The sequence below is a fragment of the Proteus sp. PR00208 genome, assembly GCF_016238545.1.
GTDB lineage: Bacteria > Pseudomonadota > Gammaproteobacteria > Enterobacterales > Enterobacteriaceae > Proteus.
On sequence record NZ_JAEHQE010000007.1, the window covers coordinates 99,395 to 120,339 of the forward strand.

At 35.9% G+C, this 20,945-nt stretch carries 20 protein-coding genes and 1 pseudogene; 15 read left to right on the forward strand and 6 right to left on the reverse strand.

From position 1 onward, the window contains the following. Window positions 1-23: 23 nt before the first annotated feature. The 14 genes from JEP36_RS07215 to JEP36_RS07280 all read left to right on the forward strand — a co-directional run bounded on the left by JEP36_RS07215 (window position 24) and on the right by JEP36_RS07280 (window position 12,005). Window positions 24-536: a phage gateway protein gene (locus tag JEP36_RS07215; protein ID WP_198619788.1), complete on the forward strand. Its 513-nt coding sequence runs from the start codon at window positions 24-26 to the stop codon at window positions 534-536. A gap of 8 nt (window positions 537-544) precedes the next feature. Continuing rightward, on the forward strand, window positions 545-2,032 hold the full coding sequence (locus JEP36_RS07220) for a DUF3383 domain-containing protein (RefSeq protein WP_198630030.1): 1,488 nt from the start codon (window positions 545-547) through the stop codon (window positions 2,030-2,032). Between the two features lie 10 nt (window positions 2,033-2,042). Continuing rightward, window positions 2,043-2,495, forward strand: a complete 453-nt coding sequence (locus JEP36_RS07225; RefSeq protein ID WP_109373851.1) for a phage tail fiber protein — start codon at window positions 2,043-2,045, stop codon at window positions 2,493-2,495. A gap of 63 nt (window positions 2,496-2,558) precedes the next feature. Beyond that, window positions 2,559-3,017, forward strand: coding sequence for a hypothetical protein (locus JEP36_RS07230; RefSeq protein ID WP_198619790.1), 459 nt, complete (start codon window positions 2,559-2,561; stop codon window positions 3,015-3,017). 82 nt (window positions 3,018-3,099) lie between these two features. Further along, the gene (locus JEP36_RS07235; protein ID WP_198630031.1) at window positions 3,100-5,403 is read left to right on the forward strand and encodes a hypothetical protein; all 2,304 of its coding nucleotides are present in this window, start codon (window positions 3,100-3,102) and stop codon (window positions 5,401-5,403) included. Window positions 5,404-5,405: 2 nt separating this feature from the next. Further along, window positions 5,406-5,894: a phage baseplate protein gene (locus JEP36_RS07240; protein WP_109373848.1), complete on the forward strand. Its 489-nt coding sequence runs from the start codon at window positions 5,406-5,408 to the stop codon at window positions 5,892-5,894. A 12-nt stretch (window positions 5,895-5,906) separates the two neighbouring features. Beyond that, window positions 5,907-6,227 (forward strand): phage baseplate plug family protein, encoded by a 321-nt coding sequence (locus JEP36_RS07245; RefSeq protein ID WP_196533794.1) that lies wholly within the window; start codon window positions 5,907-5,909, stop codon window positions 6,225-6,227. Further along, window positions 6,196-7,008 (forward strand): baseplate hub protein, encoded by an 813-nt coding sequence (locus JEP36_RS07250; protein WP_196533793.1) that lies wholly within the window; start codon window positions 6,196-6,198, stop codon window positions 7,006-7,008. Before JEP36_RS07245 ends, JEP36_RS07250 begins: the two co-directional genes overlap by 32 nt. 2 nt (window positions 7,009-7,010) lie before the next feature. Further along, the gene (locus JEP36_RS07255) at window positions 7,011-7,703 is read left to right on the forward strand and encodes a Gp138 family membrane-puncturing spike protein (protein WP_198630032.1); all 693 of its coding nucleotides are present in this window, start codon (window positions 7,011-7,013) and stop codon (window positions 7,701-7,703) included. Beyond that, window positions 7,700-8,044, forward strand: coding sequence for a hypothetical protein (locus JEP36_RS07260; protein ID WP_198630033.1), 345 nt, complete (start codon window positions 7,700-7,702; stop codon window positions 8,042-8,044). Before JEP36_RS07255 ends, JEP36_RS07260 begins: the two co-directional genes overlap by 4 nt. Beyond that, window positions 8,037-9,224, forward strand: a complete 1,188-nt coding sequence (locus JEP36_RS07265; RefSeq protein ID WP_198630034.1) for a baseplate J/gp47 family protein — start codon at window positions 8,037-8,039, stop codon at window positions 9,222-9,224. The genes JEP36_RS07260 and JEP36_RS07265 overlap by 8 nt, the downstream gene beginning before the upstream one ends. Then, window positions 9,221-9,877, forward strand: coding sequence for a DUF2612 domain-containing protein (locus tag JEP36_RS07270; RefSeq protein ID WP_196533791.1), 657 nt, complete (start codon window positions 9,221-9,223; stop codon window positions 9,875-9,877). Before JEP36_RS07265 ends, JEP36_RS07270 begins: the two co-directional genes overlap by 4 nt. Before the next feature lie 5 nt (window positions 9,878-9,882). Continuing rightward, window positions 9,883-11,571 carry a pyocin knob domain-containing protein gene (locus JEP36_RS17750; RefSeq protein WP_232805427.1) on the forward strand — a complete coding sequence of 563 codons (1,689 nt, stop codon included), beginning with the start codon at window positions 9,883-9,885 and terminating at the stop codon, window positions 11,569-11,571. Between the two features lie 17 nt (window positions 11,572-11,588). Beyond that, window positions 11,589-12,005 (forward strand): tail fiber assembly protein, encoded by a 417-nt coding sequence (locus tag JEP36_RS07280; protein WP_198630035.1) that lies wholly within the window; start codon window positions 11,589-11,591, stop codon window positions 12,003-12,005. A gap of 119 nt (window positions 12,006-12,124) precedes the next feature. Here the strand turns inward: JEP36_RS07280 and JEP36_RS07285 are convergent, their stop codons facing one another. Both JEP36_RS07285 and JEP36_RS07290 read right to left on the reverse strand, forming a co-directional pair. Then, the gene (locus JEP36_RS07285) at window positions 12,125-13,042 is read right to left on the reverse strand and encodes a helix-turn-helix domain-containing protein (protein WP_198625776.1); all 918 of its coding nucleotides are present in this window, start codon (window positions 13,040-13,042) and stop codon (window positions 12,125-12,127) included. Window positions 13,043-13,415: 373 nt separating this feature from the next. Continuing rightward, window positions 13,416-13,595, reverse strand: a complete 180-nt coding sequence (locus tag JEP36_RS07290; protein ID WP_036912664.1) for a GhoT/OrtT family toxin — start codon at window positions 13,593-13,595, stop codon at window positions 13,416-13,418. 700 nt (window positions 13,596-14,295) lie between these two features. Between JEP36_RS07290 and JEP36_RS07295 the strand changes: the two genes are divergently transcribed. Continuing rightward, on the forward strand, window positions 14,296-14,838 hold the full coding sequence (locus JEP36_RS07295; RefSeq protein WP_198619797.1) for a DUF924 family protein: 543 nt from the start codon (window positions 14,296-14,298) through the stop codon (window positions 14,836-14,838). 72 nt (window positions 14,839-14,910) lie between these two features. On the opposite strand, the gene JEP36_RS07300 is transcribed toward JEP36_RS07295, so the two are convergent. From JEP36_RS07300 to JEP36_RS07315, 4 genes and pseudogenes are all read right to left on the reverse strand, one after another. Then, on the reverse strand, window positions 14,911-15,687 hold the full coding sequence (locus JEP36_RS07300; protein WP_198619798.1) for a dimethyl sulfoxide reductase anchor subunit family protein: 777 nt from the start codon (window positions 15,685-15,687) through the stop codon (window positions 14,911-14,913). 3 nt (window positions 15,688-15,690) lie between these two features. Beyond that, window positions 15,691-16,308, reverse strand: a complete 618-nt coding sequence (locus tag JEP36_RS07305; protein WP_023581764.1) for a DMSO/selenate family reductase complex B subunit — start codon at window positions 16,306-16,308, stop codon at window positions 15,691-15,693. A gap of 11 nt (window positions 16,309-16,319) precedes the next feature. Beyond that, window positions 16,320-18,751 (reverse strand): annotated as a pseudogene (locus tag JEP36_RS07310) (DMSO/selenate family reductase complex A subunit). 358 nt (window positions 18,752-19,109) lie between these two features. Then, window positions 19,110-20,366 carry a mechanosensitive ion channel family protein gene (locus tag JEP36_RS07315; RefSeq protein WP_198619800.1) on the reverse strand — a complete coding sequence of 419 codons (1,257 nt, stop codon included), beginning with the start codon at window positions 20,364-20,366 and terminating at the stop codon, window positions 19,110-19,112. Between the last annotated feature and the right edge of the window lie 579 nt (window positions 20,367-20,945).

The following is a 20,945-nucleotide window of genomic DNA, read 5'->3' on the forward strand; positions in this document are numbered from 1 at the left end:
GAGAATTATATTAAGGAGGTAAAATGAAAGATAATGATATTAATATTGCCATTCGTGAACAACTATTAAAACAATTTAAATCAGCAAATATTAATGTTGATGTTATTGCTGGTTATCAGCCAGATAAAAAACAAGATAATAATATTATTATGTTTTTTCCTATAAAGGAGGTTGGCCAAGGTTGGCAAAAAAGAAATTATAATATTCAAGGTGATAATGCAAATCATAAAGAAAAACAACTGTTCGAATTAACATTTCAGGTTCAAGGTTTTATTAAACAACATCCAAATTTAACAGCAGGTGATTTAATTCGAATGACTCGAATGATTATTAATTCGTTGTCTTTTGTCGAATCAATGAGAAAAGTGGGAATAGGGATACAACGTGCGAGCGAAATTAGACGAGCGCCGATAATAAATGCTGGAAATAGTTATGAGCATAATCCCTCATTTGATTTTAATGTCACTTTTTCCAGTACGTTATCTTTAGACACTGCTGCAACAAATTTAATTATTACTAATCTATATCGTATTTAAGGATAAATATGTCTATTAAACAAACGCGCTATATTGATATTGCGAGCGCAGTTATTGGTGCATCAGCCGCACCTATGCGTAAACTTACAGCTCGTATTTTCTCAACAAACCCTAAAATTCCAGCAGGGAAAGTACTTGAATTTGCTAGTGGGCAAGTGGATGAATTACTTGGTGCAGGATCACCAGAAGCGAAATTTGCTCGTCAATATTTTAGTTATGTTAGTCCCGCACCTATTAGTAAACCTAAAGAGCTACAAATTGCTTCTTTTGAACCCGTAGGTCGTGCTCCGACATTATTTGGTACGCCAGCAGCAACGCTTGATAAATTAAAGTTAATTGAAGAGGGTGCATTTACTTTGACTATCGGTGATATCTCTAAAAATATTACTGATATTTCCCTAAAAGATGTTGAGTCTTACGCTGATGTTGCTTCTCTGATCCAAGCTAAATTAAATGCTGAAAGCGAACCTCAATTTGCCAATTGTTACGTCACTTTTAATGCACTTGATGGTGCTTTTTTGATGAGTGGTGGTGTACAAGAAAAAGCGAAGATCACCATAGATCACTCACCTTTAGCCGATGCTATGGGGTTAAGTGACGGAGAGGCATCTGAGGGTAATGTGGCACAAACGGCGCTTCAAGCATTTATCGCTGCAGAAGCGATTTCTGATTCATTTGGTAGTGCGACATTCTTAACCGAGCTTTCAGTAGAGCAAAGTGTTGAGTTAGCAGAGTATATTGCGGGTGAAAATGTAAAATACCAGCTCTATTTATCAGTTCCGGATAAACAAGCCGAAATTTATAGTAAAGCATTAATCGGTACCGCATCAACGGGATTAAATTTAAAAACAGATGATGACTTTTTTGTTCAAGCTCTACCGATGGCAATTATGGCGGCAACAGATTTTGATCGCACAAACGCGACGACTAACTATATGTATCGTCAATTTGGTATCACTTTCCCATCTCAAGTTAAGACAGATATTGCGGCGGATAGATTAGATAAATTACGCGTGAACTATTACGGTGAAACAGCTGTTACTGGCACTGATATTAGCTTCTATCAACGTGGTTTTTTATGTGGAAATGCTTCTAATCCATTAGATATGAGTGTTCATACTAATGAGCAATGGCTAAAAGCCCATATCGCACAGCAATGGTTAAGCTTATTGCTTTCCACTCGTGGTATTCCAGCGAATAAAGATGGTGAAGCAAGAGCGATGATGGTTATTGCGGGTGCGGTTACGAAAGCATTAAATAATGGCACTATTCTTACGGGTAAAACGCTGGCTGAAGTACAAAAAATCGCAATTACAGATGCAGCAGGTGATGATTTAGCGTGGCACGATGTACAAAATAAAGGTTATTGGTATAACGCTGAAATCGTTGAAGAAACAGGCCCTTCTAATTTACCAGAATACATCATGAAATATGTATTAATTTACGGTAAAGGCGATTGGGTTCGTAAAGTTGAAGGCTCACACAATTTAGTTTAAGGAACAAACAATGAACGATATTTCAGCAACAGGTTTAAGTTTAATTATTCAGGCAAGTAACACATTTCCTGCAGGTATTCCTATTACCACATTTTCAGATGATGGTGATCCTTTAGATTTACCAGCAGTAGATATCACTCAAACCGCAGTAGATATTAATGGTAATTTAGTGAGTTGGTCAGCGCCTACACCTCAAACTGTGACGGTTAATGTATTAGCAGGTAGTGAAGAAGATGAAAACTTGGCTATTTTGCTTGATGCAAATACAGCAAGACGAGGACGTCGTCATGCAAGCGATATTATTACATTAGTGGCTTCTTATGGTGATGGCTCTATTACCACTGCTCGTAATGGTCGAATTACTAATGGTAGTCGTGGTAATTCAATTGCGAGTGCTGGGCGTCTCAAATCTAAACAGTACACCTTTATTTTCCAAGATTTTGATCGTGTCAGAGCACGTTAATTTTTAGCGTTATTCTTATTCATCTAATGGCGGCTTCGGCCGCCTTTTTTATGGAATTTAATTATGTTAATTAAACCAAAAGAGATCACTGTTATTGATAGTGATCGTGAAGAACATACTTTTATTATTAGCCGATTACCTGCAACTATTGGGCGAGAAATTCTTGCTAAATATCCTTTATCAAATGCACCTAAAATTGGCGATTATGAAGTTAGCAAAGAAGCCATGTTAAAAATGATGGCTTATGTGGCAGTTGAAAAAGAAGGGCAAGAGATTTATCTAAAAACCAGCACATTAATTGATAATCATGTGCCTGATGGGGAAGCTTTGATTCGTCTTGAACTCGAAATGCTGAAATACAACACCAGTTTTTTCGGCAAAGACGGGAGCCCAAATTTCCTACAATACCTGCTAGGCAAGTTCAGCGGTTCTCTCCCGTCGATTATAAAAACGCTGATGGCTTCTTTGCAGTCATCATCTCCGCGGGTTTCGCCTCCTTCACAGAACTCAAAACAACTATAGATCTAGAGGAAGCCTTTGATCTGTGGGAGATCGCGATTACTAATCGTTATAACGAGGCGCTTGCGGCGTCAAAGGAGAGATAATGTCTCTATTACAGGTATTTTCTCAGGTACTAATGTTGGAGGCTGAAGTATCTGATAGTGCATTAGCAAATATTAGAAAATCAGCAGATGAAATTCTTGTTGAAATGAAAAATATTGAACAGGGGGTTTCAGGAGGTATTACTAGTTTCTATAACTTTGTTCAAGAAATTCACCTCAATCTTGGGGAATTACCCGAAGATCATGACATAAGTATTTCATTTAATAGTGATGAAATGACAAGTGCTTCTGTAACTATTGAAAACTCAATTCAAAGCATTGTTAAAAGCGCACTAATGGGAACGCAAGAGTTTGATAAATTCTTGCAAGAAATCTTAGTGGGTATGCTGGGCTTATCACTTAATGAGCCAATAAATATTGATCTTAATATCAGTGAAACTCAAGATAAAATTAATTCAGTAATACAAAGTATTGATACTCTAAAAGATTCTATGTCGGTTTTAAATTACCAAAGAGAATTGATCAATAATAGTGGCGGTGATGAAGCGCATATTTTAGCAAATCTGAATGCTGAATATGATGCAATGGAGGCGCAATTATCTTCACTTAATGGTGAGTTGAGTTCTTTAACTGAAGCTGAAAAGAAAAATAAAGAAAGTAAAATTGTCATCGATGCACTGATTAAACAATTAGGTGCTGATTACGATACTTTTATTACCACAATGCAAACGCAAGGCATTGAAGCGGCAGTTAAAGAAGCAAAGGCTCAACGTCGATTAGGTGATAGTGTTGATGAAACAGGTAAAAGCTATCAGAAAACCACAGCGAAAATGAAGGACTATATTCTTAACGCCATTGGCGCTAAGGATATTACGGGGACTTTGCAAAAGGTTTTTTCTGCTTCATTAGATCGCGCCAAAGAAATAGAGTCGCTAGATAAACTGAGTAAAAAAATAGGTATCGCAGCTATCGATATCGATGCATTTTCAGGTGTTATGGCTGAAATGGGGGGCACAAAAGAGGCCGCTCAAGCTGATTTGACGGCAATGGCCAATGCATTTAATGATACAGAAGATCCTATCGAACAACTTTTAAAGACCGCAGATAAAGTCAAAGGGATGAGCTTTGATGGTGCCCAAAAAGAGCTGGAAAAACTGGGTGTTGTCGATGAAAAAACCATTGAATTAATGATGAAGGGGCGCGAAGAATTAGAGCGCACAATGGGGGTTCAAAAACAATTTTCTGGTATTAATGATGAAAGTATCGAAAGTTCTATTCAACTTAATGCAGTAATGAATAAGTTTGATCAATTAGCAGCACAATTAAAAAATAACTTTTTAGAGATAATTATTCCCGTTCTTGCAAAAGGAATAACGTGGTTTGATAAATTAGTTAATTTTTGTATTGAGAATAAAGATTTTGTTATCGGTTTCTTTTCAGCTATTGGTAGTGCTGTTGCCATTTTTTATTTACCTGCAATGGTGTCTGCGGCAGTTGCTACACTTGCAACGGCACTCCCTATATTAGCTATTGCTGCTGTTATTGGCATCTTAGCGACGGCATTTAAACTCGTCTATGACGATATTATGAATTTTATTAATGGTAATGATTCAATGATAGGCAGTATTTTGGATCAATACCCCGCGCTTAAAGACGCAATAATGATTGTATGGGAAGCATGGCAAGTTTTTGTTCAATCTTTAACGATTGCTTCAAAGGCTATTGCTGAACATGTTATTGCTGCTTGGAATTATATATCTGACGCATTTAATCAATTTGTTATAGCGCTTAATGCAGGCATTAATAATATTATCGAGTGGGGGCAATCAATTATTAATGTTTTTGTTTTTGTCTCTGATGCTGTGGTTAGTGTATTTAGTTGGATGTGGGAATATATAGAGAAAATATTAGGTTGGGTTAATGAAGGTATTGATTCAATAAAAGGGATTTGGCAATCAGCAAAAAGCTTTTTAGGTATGGAGGATGCTGAAAACGAAATAAAAGTTGTTCAAAAAGTAGAGCGACAATTATCTGACGAAGGCAATCTCAATTACACCATTCCACAACCAAAGCCAGCAATACCCTATTATAATCCAGTACAAGATGTAAATGCGTTAAATAATGGATTAACACTGTCATCAACAAATAGTTTAAACCCGATGACCAGTCAAATGATCAGTAACCAATCAAGCGTTAAAAATGAAAGTAATGTTCAAATTGGTGAAATTAGAATTGAAACACAAGCCACTGACGGGCCTGGTGTTGCGAAAGCGATTAATGAAACATTGATAAATGAAGCTGCTAAAGAAATTTCAGAGCACTACTCTAGCGGAGGTAAGAGTTAATTATGATAACTGAAGTTAGAATTTTTGATTTAGAGTCATTTGCAACACTATTTGATAGCGTTAATCCGATGAAAGTTTCGATTACTGATAGTCACCAAGTTATTAAATTTGCGGTTGAAAATGGTGAAAATCGTAGCGACCACATCATTGTTGATCCTATTAGTATAAGTGTCGAATTACTATTAACGGGTGATATTGTGAATCGTTACTCTATTATCAAGCAGCTTTATGACGAACACACACTGGTGGGAATTCAAACTAGAGTCAAAACCTATCAACCGATGTTGTTAGAGAGCCTCAGTCATGATGAAGATCCCCAAAAAGTGAATGCCATCGAATTAAAACTCAAATTTATAGAATGGAAAACAATAGAGCCTGAATATAATAAAAAATCTTCTAAATCGACAAAAAAACCAAAGCAAACCTCAACAGTCAATCGTGGAAATGTCAAAAGTAAAAAATCAACACAAATAGGAAAAAAAGAAAAATAGGAGGTAGATAAAATGCAAACTATTCCATTACAAGCTATTCCTAATCAGCGATTTTCTGTCGAAATAGCTGGTGTTGATTGGATTTTTACGTTGAAGGTCGCTAATCAAACCATGTTTTGTGATATTGAGCGAGATGGTGAAGTACTTATTACAGGTATTCGCTTGGTCGCTAATACACCTATTATTCCTTATCGTTATTTAAACCAAGGGATTAATTTAGTTTTTTTAACAGAAAATGATGCTTTACCGTGGTATGAGGAATTTACAAAAACACAATCATTAGTGTATTGGAGTAATGAAGATGGATCTTCGGCGAATAAGGGTGGGGATTGAGGTCGGCGAAAGGCTTCAATGGTATGAAGGATTGCGTATATCAGCAGGAGGAAAAAAATATGCAAATCCATTACAAAACGAATGTAAAATCGCTATTACAGGGCTTAATGCCGAGACAAGGGATTATTTGCTGACGGAAACCAGCCCTTATAATAAAAATAAGCAAGCTCGGCGGCTTTATTTAGAAGTTGGTCGAATTAACTCTGGTTTATTTTCGCTTTTTATTGGCGATATCGTCAGTGCAGAAATAGACTCTCCTCCGAATGTCACCGTAACGTTATCTGCAAAAACCAGCCATCATTGTTCTGGGAAAATTATTTCTTCTAGTGGTGGCGCAATTCAAAAATTGAGTGAAATCGCGTTAGCCATTGCTAATGACTGTGGTGTGAAATTAGATTTTCAGGCGACCGATAAGAATATTGCTAATTGGTATTATTGTGGCTCCGCATTACATCAAATAGAGCGTTTACAAGAGTCAGGAAATGTTAAAGCTTTTATTGATGATGATACGTTATTCGTAAAAGATGACGATAAAGCATTAAAAAGCCGATTTCGTATTTTGAATATGAATTCAGGCATGATTGGCATTCCTAAAGCCACAGAGAGTGGATTGACGGTGAGTTATCTTATTGATAGTACCTCTGAATTAGGCGGAATGCTTCGCCTTGATAGCAAACTAAATACCTCACTAAATGGCGATTACATTATTGAGCAGCTTGAATTTAAAGTTGCCTCTCATGATGCTGATTTTGCCTATACCGCAACATGTAAACGAGCTTAACTATGAGTAAACCCAATAATGATATTGCTAGTGTTGGTTCACTGGCAGGGGCTTTTTCGTCTGCATTTCGCCATTTAATGATGAATACAGATGATATGTTACCCGCAACTGTCATTAATTATGATGAAAAAACCAACCGAGCCATGATAAAGCCCTTGGTCATGATGTTGACTACGGATGATGAAAAAATCTCTCGAGCCCCTGTTGCTAACATTCCTGTGTTTCGATTTGGTGGCGGTGGATTTTTTATTAGAGCCCCCATTAAACCCGGTGATTTTGGCTGGTTAAAAGCCTGTGATCGCGATATTAGCCTTATTTTTCAACGTGGTGGTTTAGAAGATCAACCCAATACAACACGATTACATTCGTTTAGTGATGCTATGTTTTTTCCTGACACAATCAAAGGATGGGCTATTGGTGGGAAGAACATTGACGCCTTAGTTATTCAGTCAATGGATGGTTCGGTCTGTTTCTCTCTCCATAACGATAAAGTTGTATTAGAAACCCCAAAATATGAGATCAACGCACCTGAAACGATATTTACTGGCAATGTTACTGTTAATGGTAATTACGCTGTAAATGGTAATAGTGATTCACAAGGTGGGCTGATGCGCCATAACGGAAAAGATATCGGCTCAACACATACCCATAGTGGGGTGCAAGTAGGGAAAGACAATACAGGGAGTCCAATATGAGGACATTTTCAATAAACCAGCAGAATGATTTTGCGATAGGTGTTGATGGTAACCTTCAAATTTGTGACAACGATGATGCAGTAAAAAATCTCTGTCAGCATTTTATTAAGGCTGTCCGTGGTGAAATGCTACATAAAAAAGATAAAGGTATTCCTTATTGGTCAGCAACATTTAGCCGACAAGCTGATCTTCCTTTATTTGAAATGGCGTTTCGACAACGTATTGCTGAAATAGAGGACGTTGTCTCTATCACTTATTTCCATGCTTTTCTAGAAGAGGGAATATTGAAATATCAGGCAGATATACGCACGATATATGGAGGATTTACATTGAATGGCTGACTATCGTTATATCAATAATAAAGGTGTGATTGTTCCTGATACATCAACATTACGAAATCGTGTAGAAGACGAATTTCGTGCTGTATTTGGTCAATCCATTAATTTATCGCCAGAAACTCCACAAGGAGTATTGGCGACTATGGAAATTGAAAATCGGGATGCGATTGTTCGTAATAATGCTGAACTGGCAAATCAAATAAATCCAGATATTGCTGGCGGTATTTTTCTCGATGCAATATGGGCTTTAATGGGCGGCGAGCGTATTAATGCCACACATTCCTATTTAAGTGATGTCGAGTTTACGGGTATTCCCGGTACTATTATTCCTAAAGGTTCTCAGGCACTCACAATAATGGGGGCTGTTTTTGAAACGTTATCGCCATTAATTATCGCTAATAATGGGAAAATTAATGGCGATATGCGAGCCAAAGAATATGGCTCTATTACTTGTGGTATTGGGCAATTAAATAAAGTGGCAAGTTCTGTATTAGGATGGGAAAAAGTGAATAACTTAACCCATGCAGTTGTTGGTCGTCATGCTGAGTCAGATATAAAGGCAAGGCGTCGGCGTAAACAAACACTCGCTAAAAATACAGTTAGCGTTGCAGAAGCAATTACTTCTTCGTTATATGAATTAGAGGGCGTTAATTCTCTTTCTTTTCGTGAAAATTTTAATGATAAAGCGTTAATTGTTGATGGTATTTCATTATTACCGCATAGCATTTACGTGTGTATAGAAGGTGGGGATAGCCATGAAATTGCTAAATCATTATTAAGAACAAAAACAATAGGTGCTGCATTTAATGGTGATATTGAAATAAAGGTAATAGAGCCAGCAAGTGGTCAAGAATATCCTATTAAATTTTCACGACCGAAAGAAATATTGGTGTTTTGCCGTGTTTCTGTAAAAAAATCCAATATTGATGCACAAACCATTATTCCTAATGCGTTAGAGAAATGGGTACAGGGTGAAATAGATGGAGACAATGGGTTGGTGGTCGGGCGAGAAGTCTCCCCTTTTGAAATTTCAGCGGCGGTTAATGCGGTGGAGCCTCATTTATTTGTCACTAAAGTGGAGCTTTCAACAGATGGAAAGAATTGGAATGTTGCATTAATTCCTATTGGTCTTAATCAAATTGCCCGATTACCAAAAGGGGCAGTACAAGTGGTGATCGTATGAATATTCAAGAATTTGATTTTCATTCTGATCTACTTAAAGCGATCCTCTGGCAATATGAAAATGCAGATAAGCTAAAAGCATTAGCACATTTAAAAGCAGCTTACTTTAATCAATCTACGGTTTCATTTTGGCAAAACTGGTATCGAGATGTATTTAATATTGATACAGCTAACGACTTTGGTTTATCCGTATGGTCACGTATTTTAGATGTGCCTTTAGGGATTGATATTCCTCCTAGTGATAAAAATAAAATAGGTTTTGGCTTTGGTAAAAAGAAAACCAATTTTAAGGCAAACTTTAGACGAAATGCGGATTACACTCTATCGCTGACTTTAGATCAAAAAAGAATGCTGGTGAGAATGCGTTATTTTAATCTCACTCAAAGTCCTACCGTGACCAATATTAATGAGTTTCTTAAACGTTTTTTCTGGCGTGAAGATAGCAAAGTCTTTGTGCTCGATCCTTTTGATATGACGTATATGTATTATGTTTTTAATTTTAATCCAGATGAACGTTTACGTCTTTTATTAGAAAACTTCGACTTAATGCCGCGTCCTTCTGGCGTGGGCGTCAAATATCGTATCGTAACCAAGAAGGCCTTTGGTTATGGTCAATATCGTAAAAACTTTCTGAAGAGTAATTTCGGAGAATAATTCCTATGACTAAAATATTTAAAACCCCCTTTGCAACACAAGGGGATAAAACAGTTGTGCCTGTTGAAATTCAATCTGATGGTTCTGTGTCTTATACACAAGGTTATGGTTACGATTATGAACGTGACCAAGTTACTGATCCAGCAGCAAAAGATATTGAACGTGAAAAAATGAATAGTTTATTTCACGATATCACCGAGTCTATTGGTGAAATGCAATTGCAGGGTTTTGCTAAGTGGTCGGAAACAGGCAAACCTTATCCTATTCGTAGTGTGGTTTATCATAAAAATAAAGCTTGGCAGTCTAAAATTGAAAATAATAATGTTGAGCCAATTGCTGGTAATGCATGGATTGAATTAAAAGCGGATATTACAGCGAATGAAGTTGGCGCTTATTCTAAAGACGATGCGGACAAACGCTTTCAACCACTAGGTAAATATCAAGTTGAAGGTCATAGTTATTCAAAAGCCGAAACTGATACGAAATATCAACCGAAAGGGAATTATGCCCCTGCGGGAAATTATGCCACTAAGGGCGAAAGCTATACCAAAGTAGAATCTGATGGTAAATATCAGCCAAAAGGAAGTTATCAACCGTCAGGCGATTATGCGACTAAAGGTGAAAGCTATACTAAAGCTGAATCTGATAGTAAATATCAGGGGAAAGGGAATTACCAAGTAGCGGGTTATAGTTACTCAAAATCTGAAGCGGATAATAAATATCAAGCGAAAGGTAATTATGTTGCTGCCACACGTAAAGTTAATGATAAGCCATTGAGTGGTGATGTAACGGTAACATCGCAAGATATTTTTTCTAATCAGGCGATTTCAATTGGCGCTAATCAAAATTTAAATAACTATAAAACAGCGGGTATTTATTTTCAGCCAGCGAATGCAAATGCGACTACAAATTTAAATTACCCAGAAACCATGGCGGGTACATTAATTGTTTTAAAAAATGCGGGTATTACTCAACTTTATTATGTTTATAACACGAGCCGTATTTATTCTCGTAGTCAGTATGATAAAGGTAATTTTACACCATGGGCAAAAGAGTTTAATAGTCAAAATAAACCGACCGCAGCTGATGTGGGCGCATATTCCAAAGGTGAATCAGATGGAAAATATCAGCCGAAGGGAAATTATGTGCCATCAGGTCGAAAAGTTAATGGTAAAACTTTATCTGCAGATATTGTATTAACAGCTAATGATGTTGGTGCTGCAACATCAGCACAAATTAATGAAGTGAAAACATTAACTACAACAGCCCAGAATACTGCTAATAATGCAAATACAAATGCAAATAATAGAGTACCTAATACTCGTAAAGTTAATGGTAAACAATTAAATTCAGATATTACGCTAACAGCTGGGGATGTAGGTGCTTTAACTCAAGCTCAAGCTGATGCTCGTTATTTATCTAAAACCGCTAATATTGAAGGAGGGATTGGTAGTTATATATTAGGTAATACAAACTCTGCTAGTGTTGGTGCCATTATCTCTGGAGGTAATATTAGTAGAGCATCGGTAACTAATTATTATGTATCAACATCTTCTACAGAAGATGCTTTCTACACTATATTACAATCAGGAACAGTAAGTGGCTCATGGAAAGCTTTAGCTACGACATCCGGAGATAGAGGATCTAGACCTAAACCATATGGTGGAACTACTTTATTTGTAAGAGTTGCTTAAAATAAAAGGAATTAGAAATGATTGAATATATTAGAAATATACAACAGCATAACATTATTCCATTAGAGAATGGTGTTGAATGTGAAGTGAAATTAACTAATTTCGATAAGGTAATCCCTTATTTTGCGACCCCTAATGATGGTGAATTTATTGGAAGAGAAATTTATAGACTTTGTATATCAGGGAAATATGGAAAAGTAAATGCTCCTAAACCACTAGATAAAAAAGAAATAATTGCTAATCAAGAAGAAAAAAGAAAACATTTAATTAATGTAGCATCTTTTATAATTGAACCGTTAAAAGATGCAAGAGAGGGGGGGTATATAAAAGAAGAAGATATTGATAAATTAGAAAAATGGAAAAAATATCGTTATCAATTAACAATAATTAATCTCGAAGAAGAAAACATTGAATGGCCTAAAAAACCAGATTAATTAAATTTTTCATAATATTAAATTATAAAAATCAACCTTTATTTTTATAAAAATGGAGATAAAAAATTTCATAAAAAAGCCACCTATTTTATAGGTGGCTTTTCAGCAATAAGATAAAACTACTCTTTTATCTTACTTTTGTCCTTATCATCCACTTCAATTGGAATATAATAATTAACATCTTTTAATAGTGATGCAGGTTTGTTTAAAAGAATTGAAATAGGATAATCATCTTTAAAAATATACTCTTCAATATCTGGAGCACCGTTCTTTCTTGGTATATTGAGTTTTCTAAGTAAAATACCATAGGTGTTATAGATGATATCTTTATAATCTAATTTTAATAATGCTTCAGGAATACTAAATTTTAAATATCTTGTGTTTTCTATCTGAGTTCGATGAGTCAATTGAGCATTATAAATTTCAGGCGTATTACCCATCATAGTTGAATATTTAACGGTTAATTCATCATTTTTCTTAGATAAAATATTATGTACCGCATAGACTTTATCATGTTTATAAAGTGCATATTGAAAGAAAATCTTCCAGTAATCTTCCCGCGCTTTTTCTGTACTAAAATTCCAATCAATCATATTTGCTTTATAGGTATGCTCTATACCGATTAATGGAAGAGAGTCTATTGTGACAATCTCAATATCGAGGTTAAAACCACTAAATTTTCTTAACGGTAGTGTAAAGCCGTGAGCTTGCCAATTCTCTTTTCTACGATAATTATAAGGCGTTATATTAAACAGTTTTTTAAACGCTCTTGAGAATGTCTGCTGAGAATCAAAACGATATTTTAACGCAATATCAAGTAGTGGTGTTCTTTGTAAACGTAATTCGACCGCAGCACAAGAAAGACGCCTTGCTCGAATATAAGAGGCTAATGTCAGACCTGTTTGTTCTTTAAACATACGTTGAAGATGCCATTTCGAATATCCTGATTTCTGTGAGACATTTTCGAGTTTGAGATCTTTTTCTAAATTCTCTTCAATCCAATAGATAATATCTGTAATGACATTTTCGCTAAACATATTTAGGCTCTGATTAATAATTTATTTTCGGTAATATAAAAAGAAAGGCATTTAACCAATTTACATTAGATACTGTAATGAAATTAAGTTTGATTGTAAATTTATAAAAACATTGTAACTTATAAAGTGTATTTAAACGGGTATCTATATTTTTGAAAAACCGATCTAGCTTTAACTAATTGATATATATAGCGTAAGTTGATGTTATTTAAGTTTTAAACCAACCATTAAATATTTTTTCTTTAATAAAATCTAAGCTAAATGTGTTATTTTTATAATTAAATTAATATAAGTAATTATCCGTAGAATAATAAATAGTTATTATTCTAATTTAATAGAATATAACTACATTATCCGTTTTATTTTGGAAAAATTAACTAAAAATAGAGAAGATAAGTGCCATAGGGAAGCTAAGAGGCCAAGTTAAGGCGATTAATAATGCACTTAAAAGGCGCATGGCTAGGCTAGGATCTTTGGTTAAAAAGAAAGTAATAATAAACGATATTACAGCCCCAATAAGGTAGCTTATTCCAATAATAGAGATAGCAGACATAACAGATCATTCAGTAAATAGACTGCAACAATTGTACTCCAAAATTGTTAAAGAAACAGAGGAATAGGGCAAACTTTTCAATAAATGTCATTACTAATGTGCAAATTTTAAACATTCATCTCATTTTTGATCTCCGATTTCTTTGCGGTGTAGTCACACAAGATAATAACAAGGTTAAAGCCTAAAAATCAAAAAGATAAAATTTAATGCATTGATTTAGCTTATTATTTGTAACAACCTTTATTGTTTTGAAAAGAGGGTTATTAAAAAATAGAACAAAATGGTATCGATCTTTTTTAGTGGTTTCACTATAAAAATTAAAATTTTTAAATGCTGATTTTTAAGGCAGGATAGTGATGAAGAGATAAATTCAATGTTTGTAAAGTGCACAGGTTAATTATATTACATCATGATATCGACAGAATGTAATAAATGGGATGAATGCCATTTTATACATACTTGTAGATAAATGAGCTTATGGATGGCGCGACTTAATGGATTTAAGCGTTAGCTAGGAAGCATTTAAAATCCCCTTTTAAGATTGAAAAGGGGATTTATTTTTATGTCTTTTTCGGATAGGGGTTAATAGCCGTCACTATATTAAAATGGTAACTTACCAAAGTCGTAATCCGCCAATGACGTTTATTTTGATGAAAATAAACGCTGTTTTGATTAATAAATAACTAGCGTGGTAGTTTTTATGATCCCTTATCAATCAACTTTGACGTTTTGGTTTGAAGAATGCACACCAGAGCAATGGTTTAAAAAAGATATTCAGTTTGATAAAGAAATTAGCCGCAGATTTGGTGAATTATGTTTAAGTGCGAGTCGTGGCGAGCTGGCATCATGGAGAGAAACAATAGAAGGGCGCTTAGCTGAGATTATTATTCTTGATCAGTTCTCACGTAATATTTGGCGTGATACGCCAAAAGCTTTTGCCCAAGATAATATGGCATTAATCTTAGCGCAAGAAGCTATCCGATTACCTGAATACCTGACTTTAACACCTGTTAAACGTAAGTTTATTATCATGCCATTTATGCATTCAGAATCATCTAAAATTCATCAAGATGCGGTTACCTTGTTTTCTCAGCTTAATGATGAAAACACATATCAATATGAACTGCGACATAAAGAAATTATTGATAAATATGGTCGCTATCCTCATCGTAATGAGATTTTAGGCCGAACGTCTACACCCGAAGAATTAGCCTTTTTACAGCAACCGGGCTCTGCATTCTAAAAAAATGCATACCTAAAAAGGTATGCATTTTCGTTTATTTCTCTTACGGATTACTTTGTAAGAAAATTAAGACTACATTGTAATATGCCATAAGTTATAGAATGCAATACGACCTGATAACTCTGCAATAATGACCGCAGCAGCACAAGTTGCCAGCGTCATTTTTGATGCTTGGGCTTTTACTGCAGTAAATCCTACGATAACCACACCTAATGCCAATACAGCTAATTGGAATCCCCAAAATAGAGATTGGTCAGCGCTGAGTTCTGGGCCTGTAAAGCCAAGGAAACTCACATAACCAGAGCGAGTAGCAAAAGTGATAATGGCACCGATAATAAAGGACAATGCGCCTAAACGTCTTGAACCTGTTGCCATTGCTAATACACCACCGCCAACTAATAGCGTCATCCAAAATTGCAATGTGGTGTAGTCTGTGTTCCAGTTAGCAATTGTAGGAATATGGTAAACTTGTGGAATTGACCAAACAAATGCTAGACCAAAAACTACGGTAAGTAGGTTACAAATTTCACGTAAGCCCTTCCATTTTTTCATCATAGTGAGTGCAACAGTTGCAAAAGCAAAACCTGTAAACACACCACTTAAAAACGCTTCATTACTCATTGGAGAACGACCAACGCCTAAGAGCATATTGAAAAAACGCAGTGGCTGACCAACGTGTAATCCACCAATACCTAAGCCAACTAATGTTAAAATCAGGGCTAAAATATTAGCATTACGCAGTTGGTTTTCATCAATTTGACCTAATTTTTTACTGATATAAGCAATAAGAAACAGGCCTGCTGCTGACGAACCTAAAACAGTAAAAAAGACTAGAGGAAGTTCATGCATGGTTTATACCTCCGCCGCATTTTGAACTGAGCCGGTTTTATCACCAGAAGGTTTCGCTTCTTTGTGGGCTTTGATCACGATATTTGGATTGGTCAAGCTAGGATCAGGCATTGGTGCAATACCACATTCAGTACCATGTTTTGCTCTGATCACTTCAATATCATCAAAATCAAGTGCACGTTGAGGACAAGACTCAACACAAACCGGTTTCATGCCTTGTGCTACACGCTCGTAGCAACCATCACATTTAGACATGAGTTTTTTCTTCTCATCGAATTGTGGTGCACCATAAGGGCAACGCAATTCGCAATAACGGCAACCAACACAAATATCTTGGTTAACAACCACTAAGCCATCTTCTTCACGTTTATGCATAGCGCCAGTTGGGCAACCTGCAACGCAAGTAGGGTTTGAACAATGGTTACAAGAAATTGATAAATAATAACTATAGATATTTTGTGTCCAGATCCCGTCTTGTTTTGCCCAGCTACCACCACCGTATTCATAAACACGGCGGAATTTAGGGCCTAAATCTAAATCTTTTTCATCCTTGCAACTGACTTGACACGTTTTACAGCCAGTGCATTTAGTGGAGTCAAAATAAAAACCATATTGCTTCATGAGTTAACTCCTTATGCACGTTTCACTTCAACAAGGTTTGTATGTTGTGGATTTCCTTTAGCAAACGGCGATGGGTGCCAGCTTGTTAATGTATTAATACATCCACCTGTATCTACACCTGTTGTATCAAGTGAACGCCATGCACCTTGCGGTACTGCAATCACACCAGGTAATACACGATCTGTCACTTTGACGAGAATATTTAAACGGCCACGAGCATTATAAATCTCAGCAATATCGCCAGATTTTAATCCACGTTCAGCTGCATCAATTGGGTTTAACCAGAATTGATGAGGAATAGCTTCACGTAACATAGCAACGTTATAGTAGCTTGAGTGAACGTGCCCTTTATCGTGGAAACCCGTCATTTGCAGAGGGAATTTCTCTTTAAGCTTAACGTTTTCAACGCCTTCTTCATTTTTACAATATTCTGGAATTGCAGGAATACGATCGCCTTCTGGTAAAATCCAGCCATCGGTATCTTGCATAAGCTTTTCAGAATAAATTTCAATCTTACCTGACGCTGTTTTTAATGGATTCGCGATAGGATCTTGACGGAATGCTTCAAGTGCAACGTATTGATTACGGTTAGGTAATTTACGATCGATAATTCCTACATCATTAGTTTCTGCAAATGTAGGCAGTGCTGGGTTTTTCTCACGCATTTGGTTATAGCAATATTCAATCCACTCTTCGTAAGTACGTCCTTCGGTGAATTGCTCTTTGGTGCCCATCTTTTCTGCAATATCAGTTAAGACATCATAGCAAGGGCGGTTTTCCCAAAGTGGTTTAATCGCATTTTGTAAACGGACGACATAGTGGTAAGCACCACTTGCGTAAGAGTTATTGATAAGATCGTTTGTCTCAACGGTTGTCACATCTGGCAGTAAGATATCAGCGTATTTTGCAGATGGTGTCATGTGGTTATCCCACACTAAAATAAACTCACATTTTGATTCATCTTGCAGTAAATCATGTGTTTTATTCAAGTCAGCGTGTTGGTTACCAATCACGTTACTGGAATAACACCACATAAATTTAATACCCGTATCGAGCTTATCTTTATTTCTGACACCCGCATTTTTGCTGGTAAGTTGCTCACCGCGAGCAATTGCTTCAGACCACATAATGTTGGGATCAAGGTCTTAACTGGGTTAGGTAGAGCAAAACTTGCAACTGGATAAGCAACGTTACCACCCCAACAACCTGTATTTGTACCAGGGCGACCAATATGACCTGACATTAATGGTAGCATCATAATCGCACGACAGGCTTGTTCACCATTTGAAGTACGCTGAATACCCCAACCTTGAGAGATCCACGCAGCTCTTGCACCGCCAATTTCACGCGCTAATTGGATAATACGTGCAACAGAAATACCAGTTAATTTGCTTGCCCACTCTGGTGTTTTTGCAATGCCATCAGGGCCATTACCTAAAATGTAATCTTTATAAGAGCCATTTTCAGGTGCTGATGCAGGTAGTGTTTGTTTATCCCAACCGACACAGTATTCGCGTAAGAAATCTTCATCGGTGAGGCCTTCTTGGATCATCACATAGCCTAATGCAGCGACTAACGCAGCATCAGTACCCGGATAAATAGGGATCCATTCTGCACCTAATGTTGTCACACTGTCGGTACGGCGAGGGTCAATAATGATAACTTTACTTTTGCTCTTATCTAACGCATTTAACGTTTCATAGAACTGACCACCACCAGACATACGTGTTTCAGCAAGGTTATGACCAAACATCACAACTAAATCTGAATTCTCAATTTCTGTTAACAGTGATTCCAGCATGTCACCATAAACATAAGGCACAATACCGGTTAATTGAGAGTATGAATAAGTACCATAGTCACTTAAAAAACCACCAACAGTACTTAATAAGCGTTTACATGCCGTTCTACCGTGTAAGTTTGCACCTGTAGAGCCTGTACCATATTGGTAATAAATAGACTCATTACCGTATTTTTCGATGGTATATTTTAATTTTTCCGCGATGATTGAAGTGGCTTCATCCCAAGAAATACGCTCAAATTTACCTTCACCACGCTTACCAACACGCTTCATTGGGTATTTTAAACGATCGGGATTATATGTTTTCCAACGCACAGAACGACCACGCAGACACGGACGAATTTGGTGAAGACCAAATGTTGAATCGTCATACATAGTTTCATTAGAAATACGACGAATAACGCCATCTTTCACATGAACTTTTAATGGACAACGGCTACCACAGTTCACTAAGCATGCACTGTATTTGATAGTTTCAGATGTCTCATCAGGACGAATACCCTGGGGAGTTTGAGCATTAGCAGCGAATGGTAATGAAACCGTTCCTGCAACAGCAGCAGCACCAGAAATAACGGCTGCAGACTGAATGAATCCACGCCGACTCATTTCAGTAATAGAAGTATTATTTTTAATTTTTGACATTGACATTACCCTAACATTTTTCACAACAAGTAAAGTTGTATATATATGTTAAGTTATAACCCTTCTACCTATAATGATTTATATCAATATAAAAAATGTTAACAAGGTTATATAAAAAAATAATTATTAAACAAATGGTTACATTTTTTGATAAATACCACTTTAGTGGTAAATGAAATATCAAATAAATAGGATTAAACAATCAATCGGTGTATAAAAAACAATATAACGATTATTATTAATATATAGAAAAACAAGATTGTTAACATGATAACAAAATAAGAGATTAAAAATATTTGTTAATAAGAAAAGTAAAAAAGAAGAATAATTCTCCTTTTTTACTTTATACAAAAATGATTTATTGCGGATTATTTTCGACAGGTAATCTGAGTGCTCTTACATCATTTCCGGTTGGAGATTGGTGAACTCTTAAGCCAAATTGAGGCAAAATAGCAAAGATATGATCAAATATATCTGATTGAATCGCCTCGTATTGAACCCAAACGGTGGTGTTCGTAAAAGCGTAAATTTCAATGGGAAGCCCATCCGAGGTTGGGGCTAATTGTCTTACCATAATTGTCATTTGCTTATGAACATTAGGATGGTTTTTTAAATAAGCTTCAACATACGCACGGAAGGTTCCAATATTGGTCATGCCACGTTGATTTAATGGTGTTTGATATTCATTGCCCAAGGTTGCATTGAATTGATTAATTTCACTTTCCTTATTTTTTATATAAGGAGTCAACAAGTGGGCCTTTTCTAGATCATCAAGTTGCTTTTTATCTAAAAAATGGATGCTGTTAATATCAAGAGCAAGACTTCGTTTAATACGACGTCCTCCTGATTTTGTCATTGCTTGCCAGTTTTTAAAGGAGTCTGAAATTAGAGAATAAGTTGGAATAGTTGTAACTGTATTATCCCAATTACGCACTTTAACCGTTGTTAAACTAATATCAATAACGGCGCCATCAGCACCATATTTAGGCATTTCTAACCAGTCACCAAGGCTTATCATGTTGTTTGCAGATAATTGAATACCAGCGACTAATCCCATAATAGGATCTTTAAACACCAACATTAATACAGCCGTCATGGCGCCTAAACCACTGAGTAAAATAAGAGGTGATTTGCCAATAAGTAGGGAAATAATCATTATCCCAATCAGCACAGAGGCGGCGAGTTTTAAGCTTTGAAAAATACCTTTTAATGGTAATCGGCCAAATGAGGATGAATTTCTCATGATCTGCATACAGAGATCCATAATAGAGAAAAGCATCAACAAGCCAAAAATTAAGCACCACGCTTGGGCGCTGGTGGTGAGGATCTCTTGTGTTTTACCTGATCCCATCCACACCAGCGCTTGGATATTAACAACAACGCCTTGGATTAAAAACGCAAAACGACTAAATAGTTTATTTATTTCTAGAGAAAGTTGCCATTTCTGATCGTACTGACTTATGGCTTTGGAAATTTTAGGTAAGACCAACTTGTGCAAAATAAAATGAAGAATGATTGCGACAAGAAAAATAATGGCTAAAACGAGTAGTAGAGAAGCGAGTTGGGCATACTCCTCATTGAATTGACGTATCCATGTAAGCAGTTGCTGCTGCATAAAATATCCTCATAGTTAATGTGGGTCGTATATTAAGAGTATAGAAACGAGAGCTTAGTTCAAGAAGGTGAATTTTTTGTTACGACAAATGTGAGGGTAAACGAGATGATAATTAAGCGTAGCAGAGTGAATAAAAGCCAGAAATAGTCTTTTGTGCGATGAGGGTGCTATTTCTGGCTTTATGCTGTATTTTATTTTTAAATCAAATAATTACAGTAAACGAGTTGATGATAATTTTACAACAACTTGGTGCAGGTTAGTAATAAAAGAAGTCATTGATTTCATATTAAGTGTCCTATTAATAAAATGTGATTCATGTCACAAATATTTTCTAAGATTGATTTTAATCACATTTCCATAACAGTCAATAGCTTTATACAAAAATATTTTAAAATTTAAATTATTTTTTATTTTAAAGATGTTTTTTATCGATCAAGTAGAGGGTTTTCTATTGAAAACTTTCTTTATCTTATTGTTTATTTTCTCTTTTTTACTTTCATCTAACAACAATGCTTAGTTGACTTTTTTCTATTGTGATTTTCACTCAAATTTTTTGCTTTAAGCTAAAAATGGAATCGG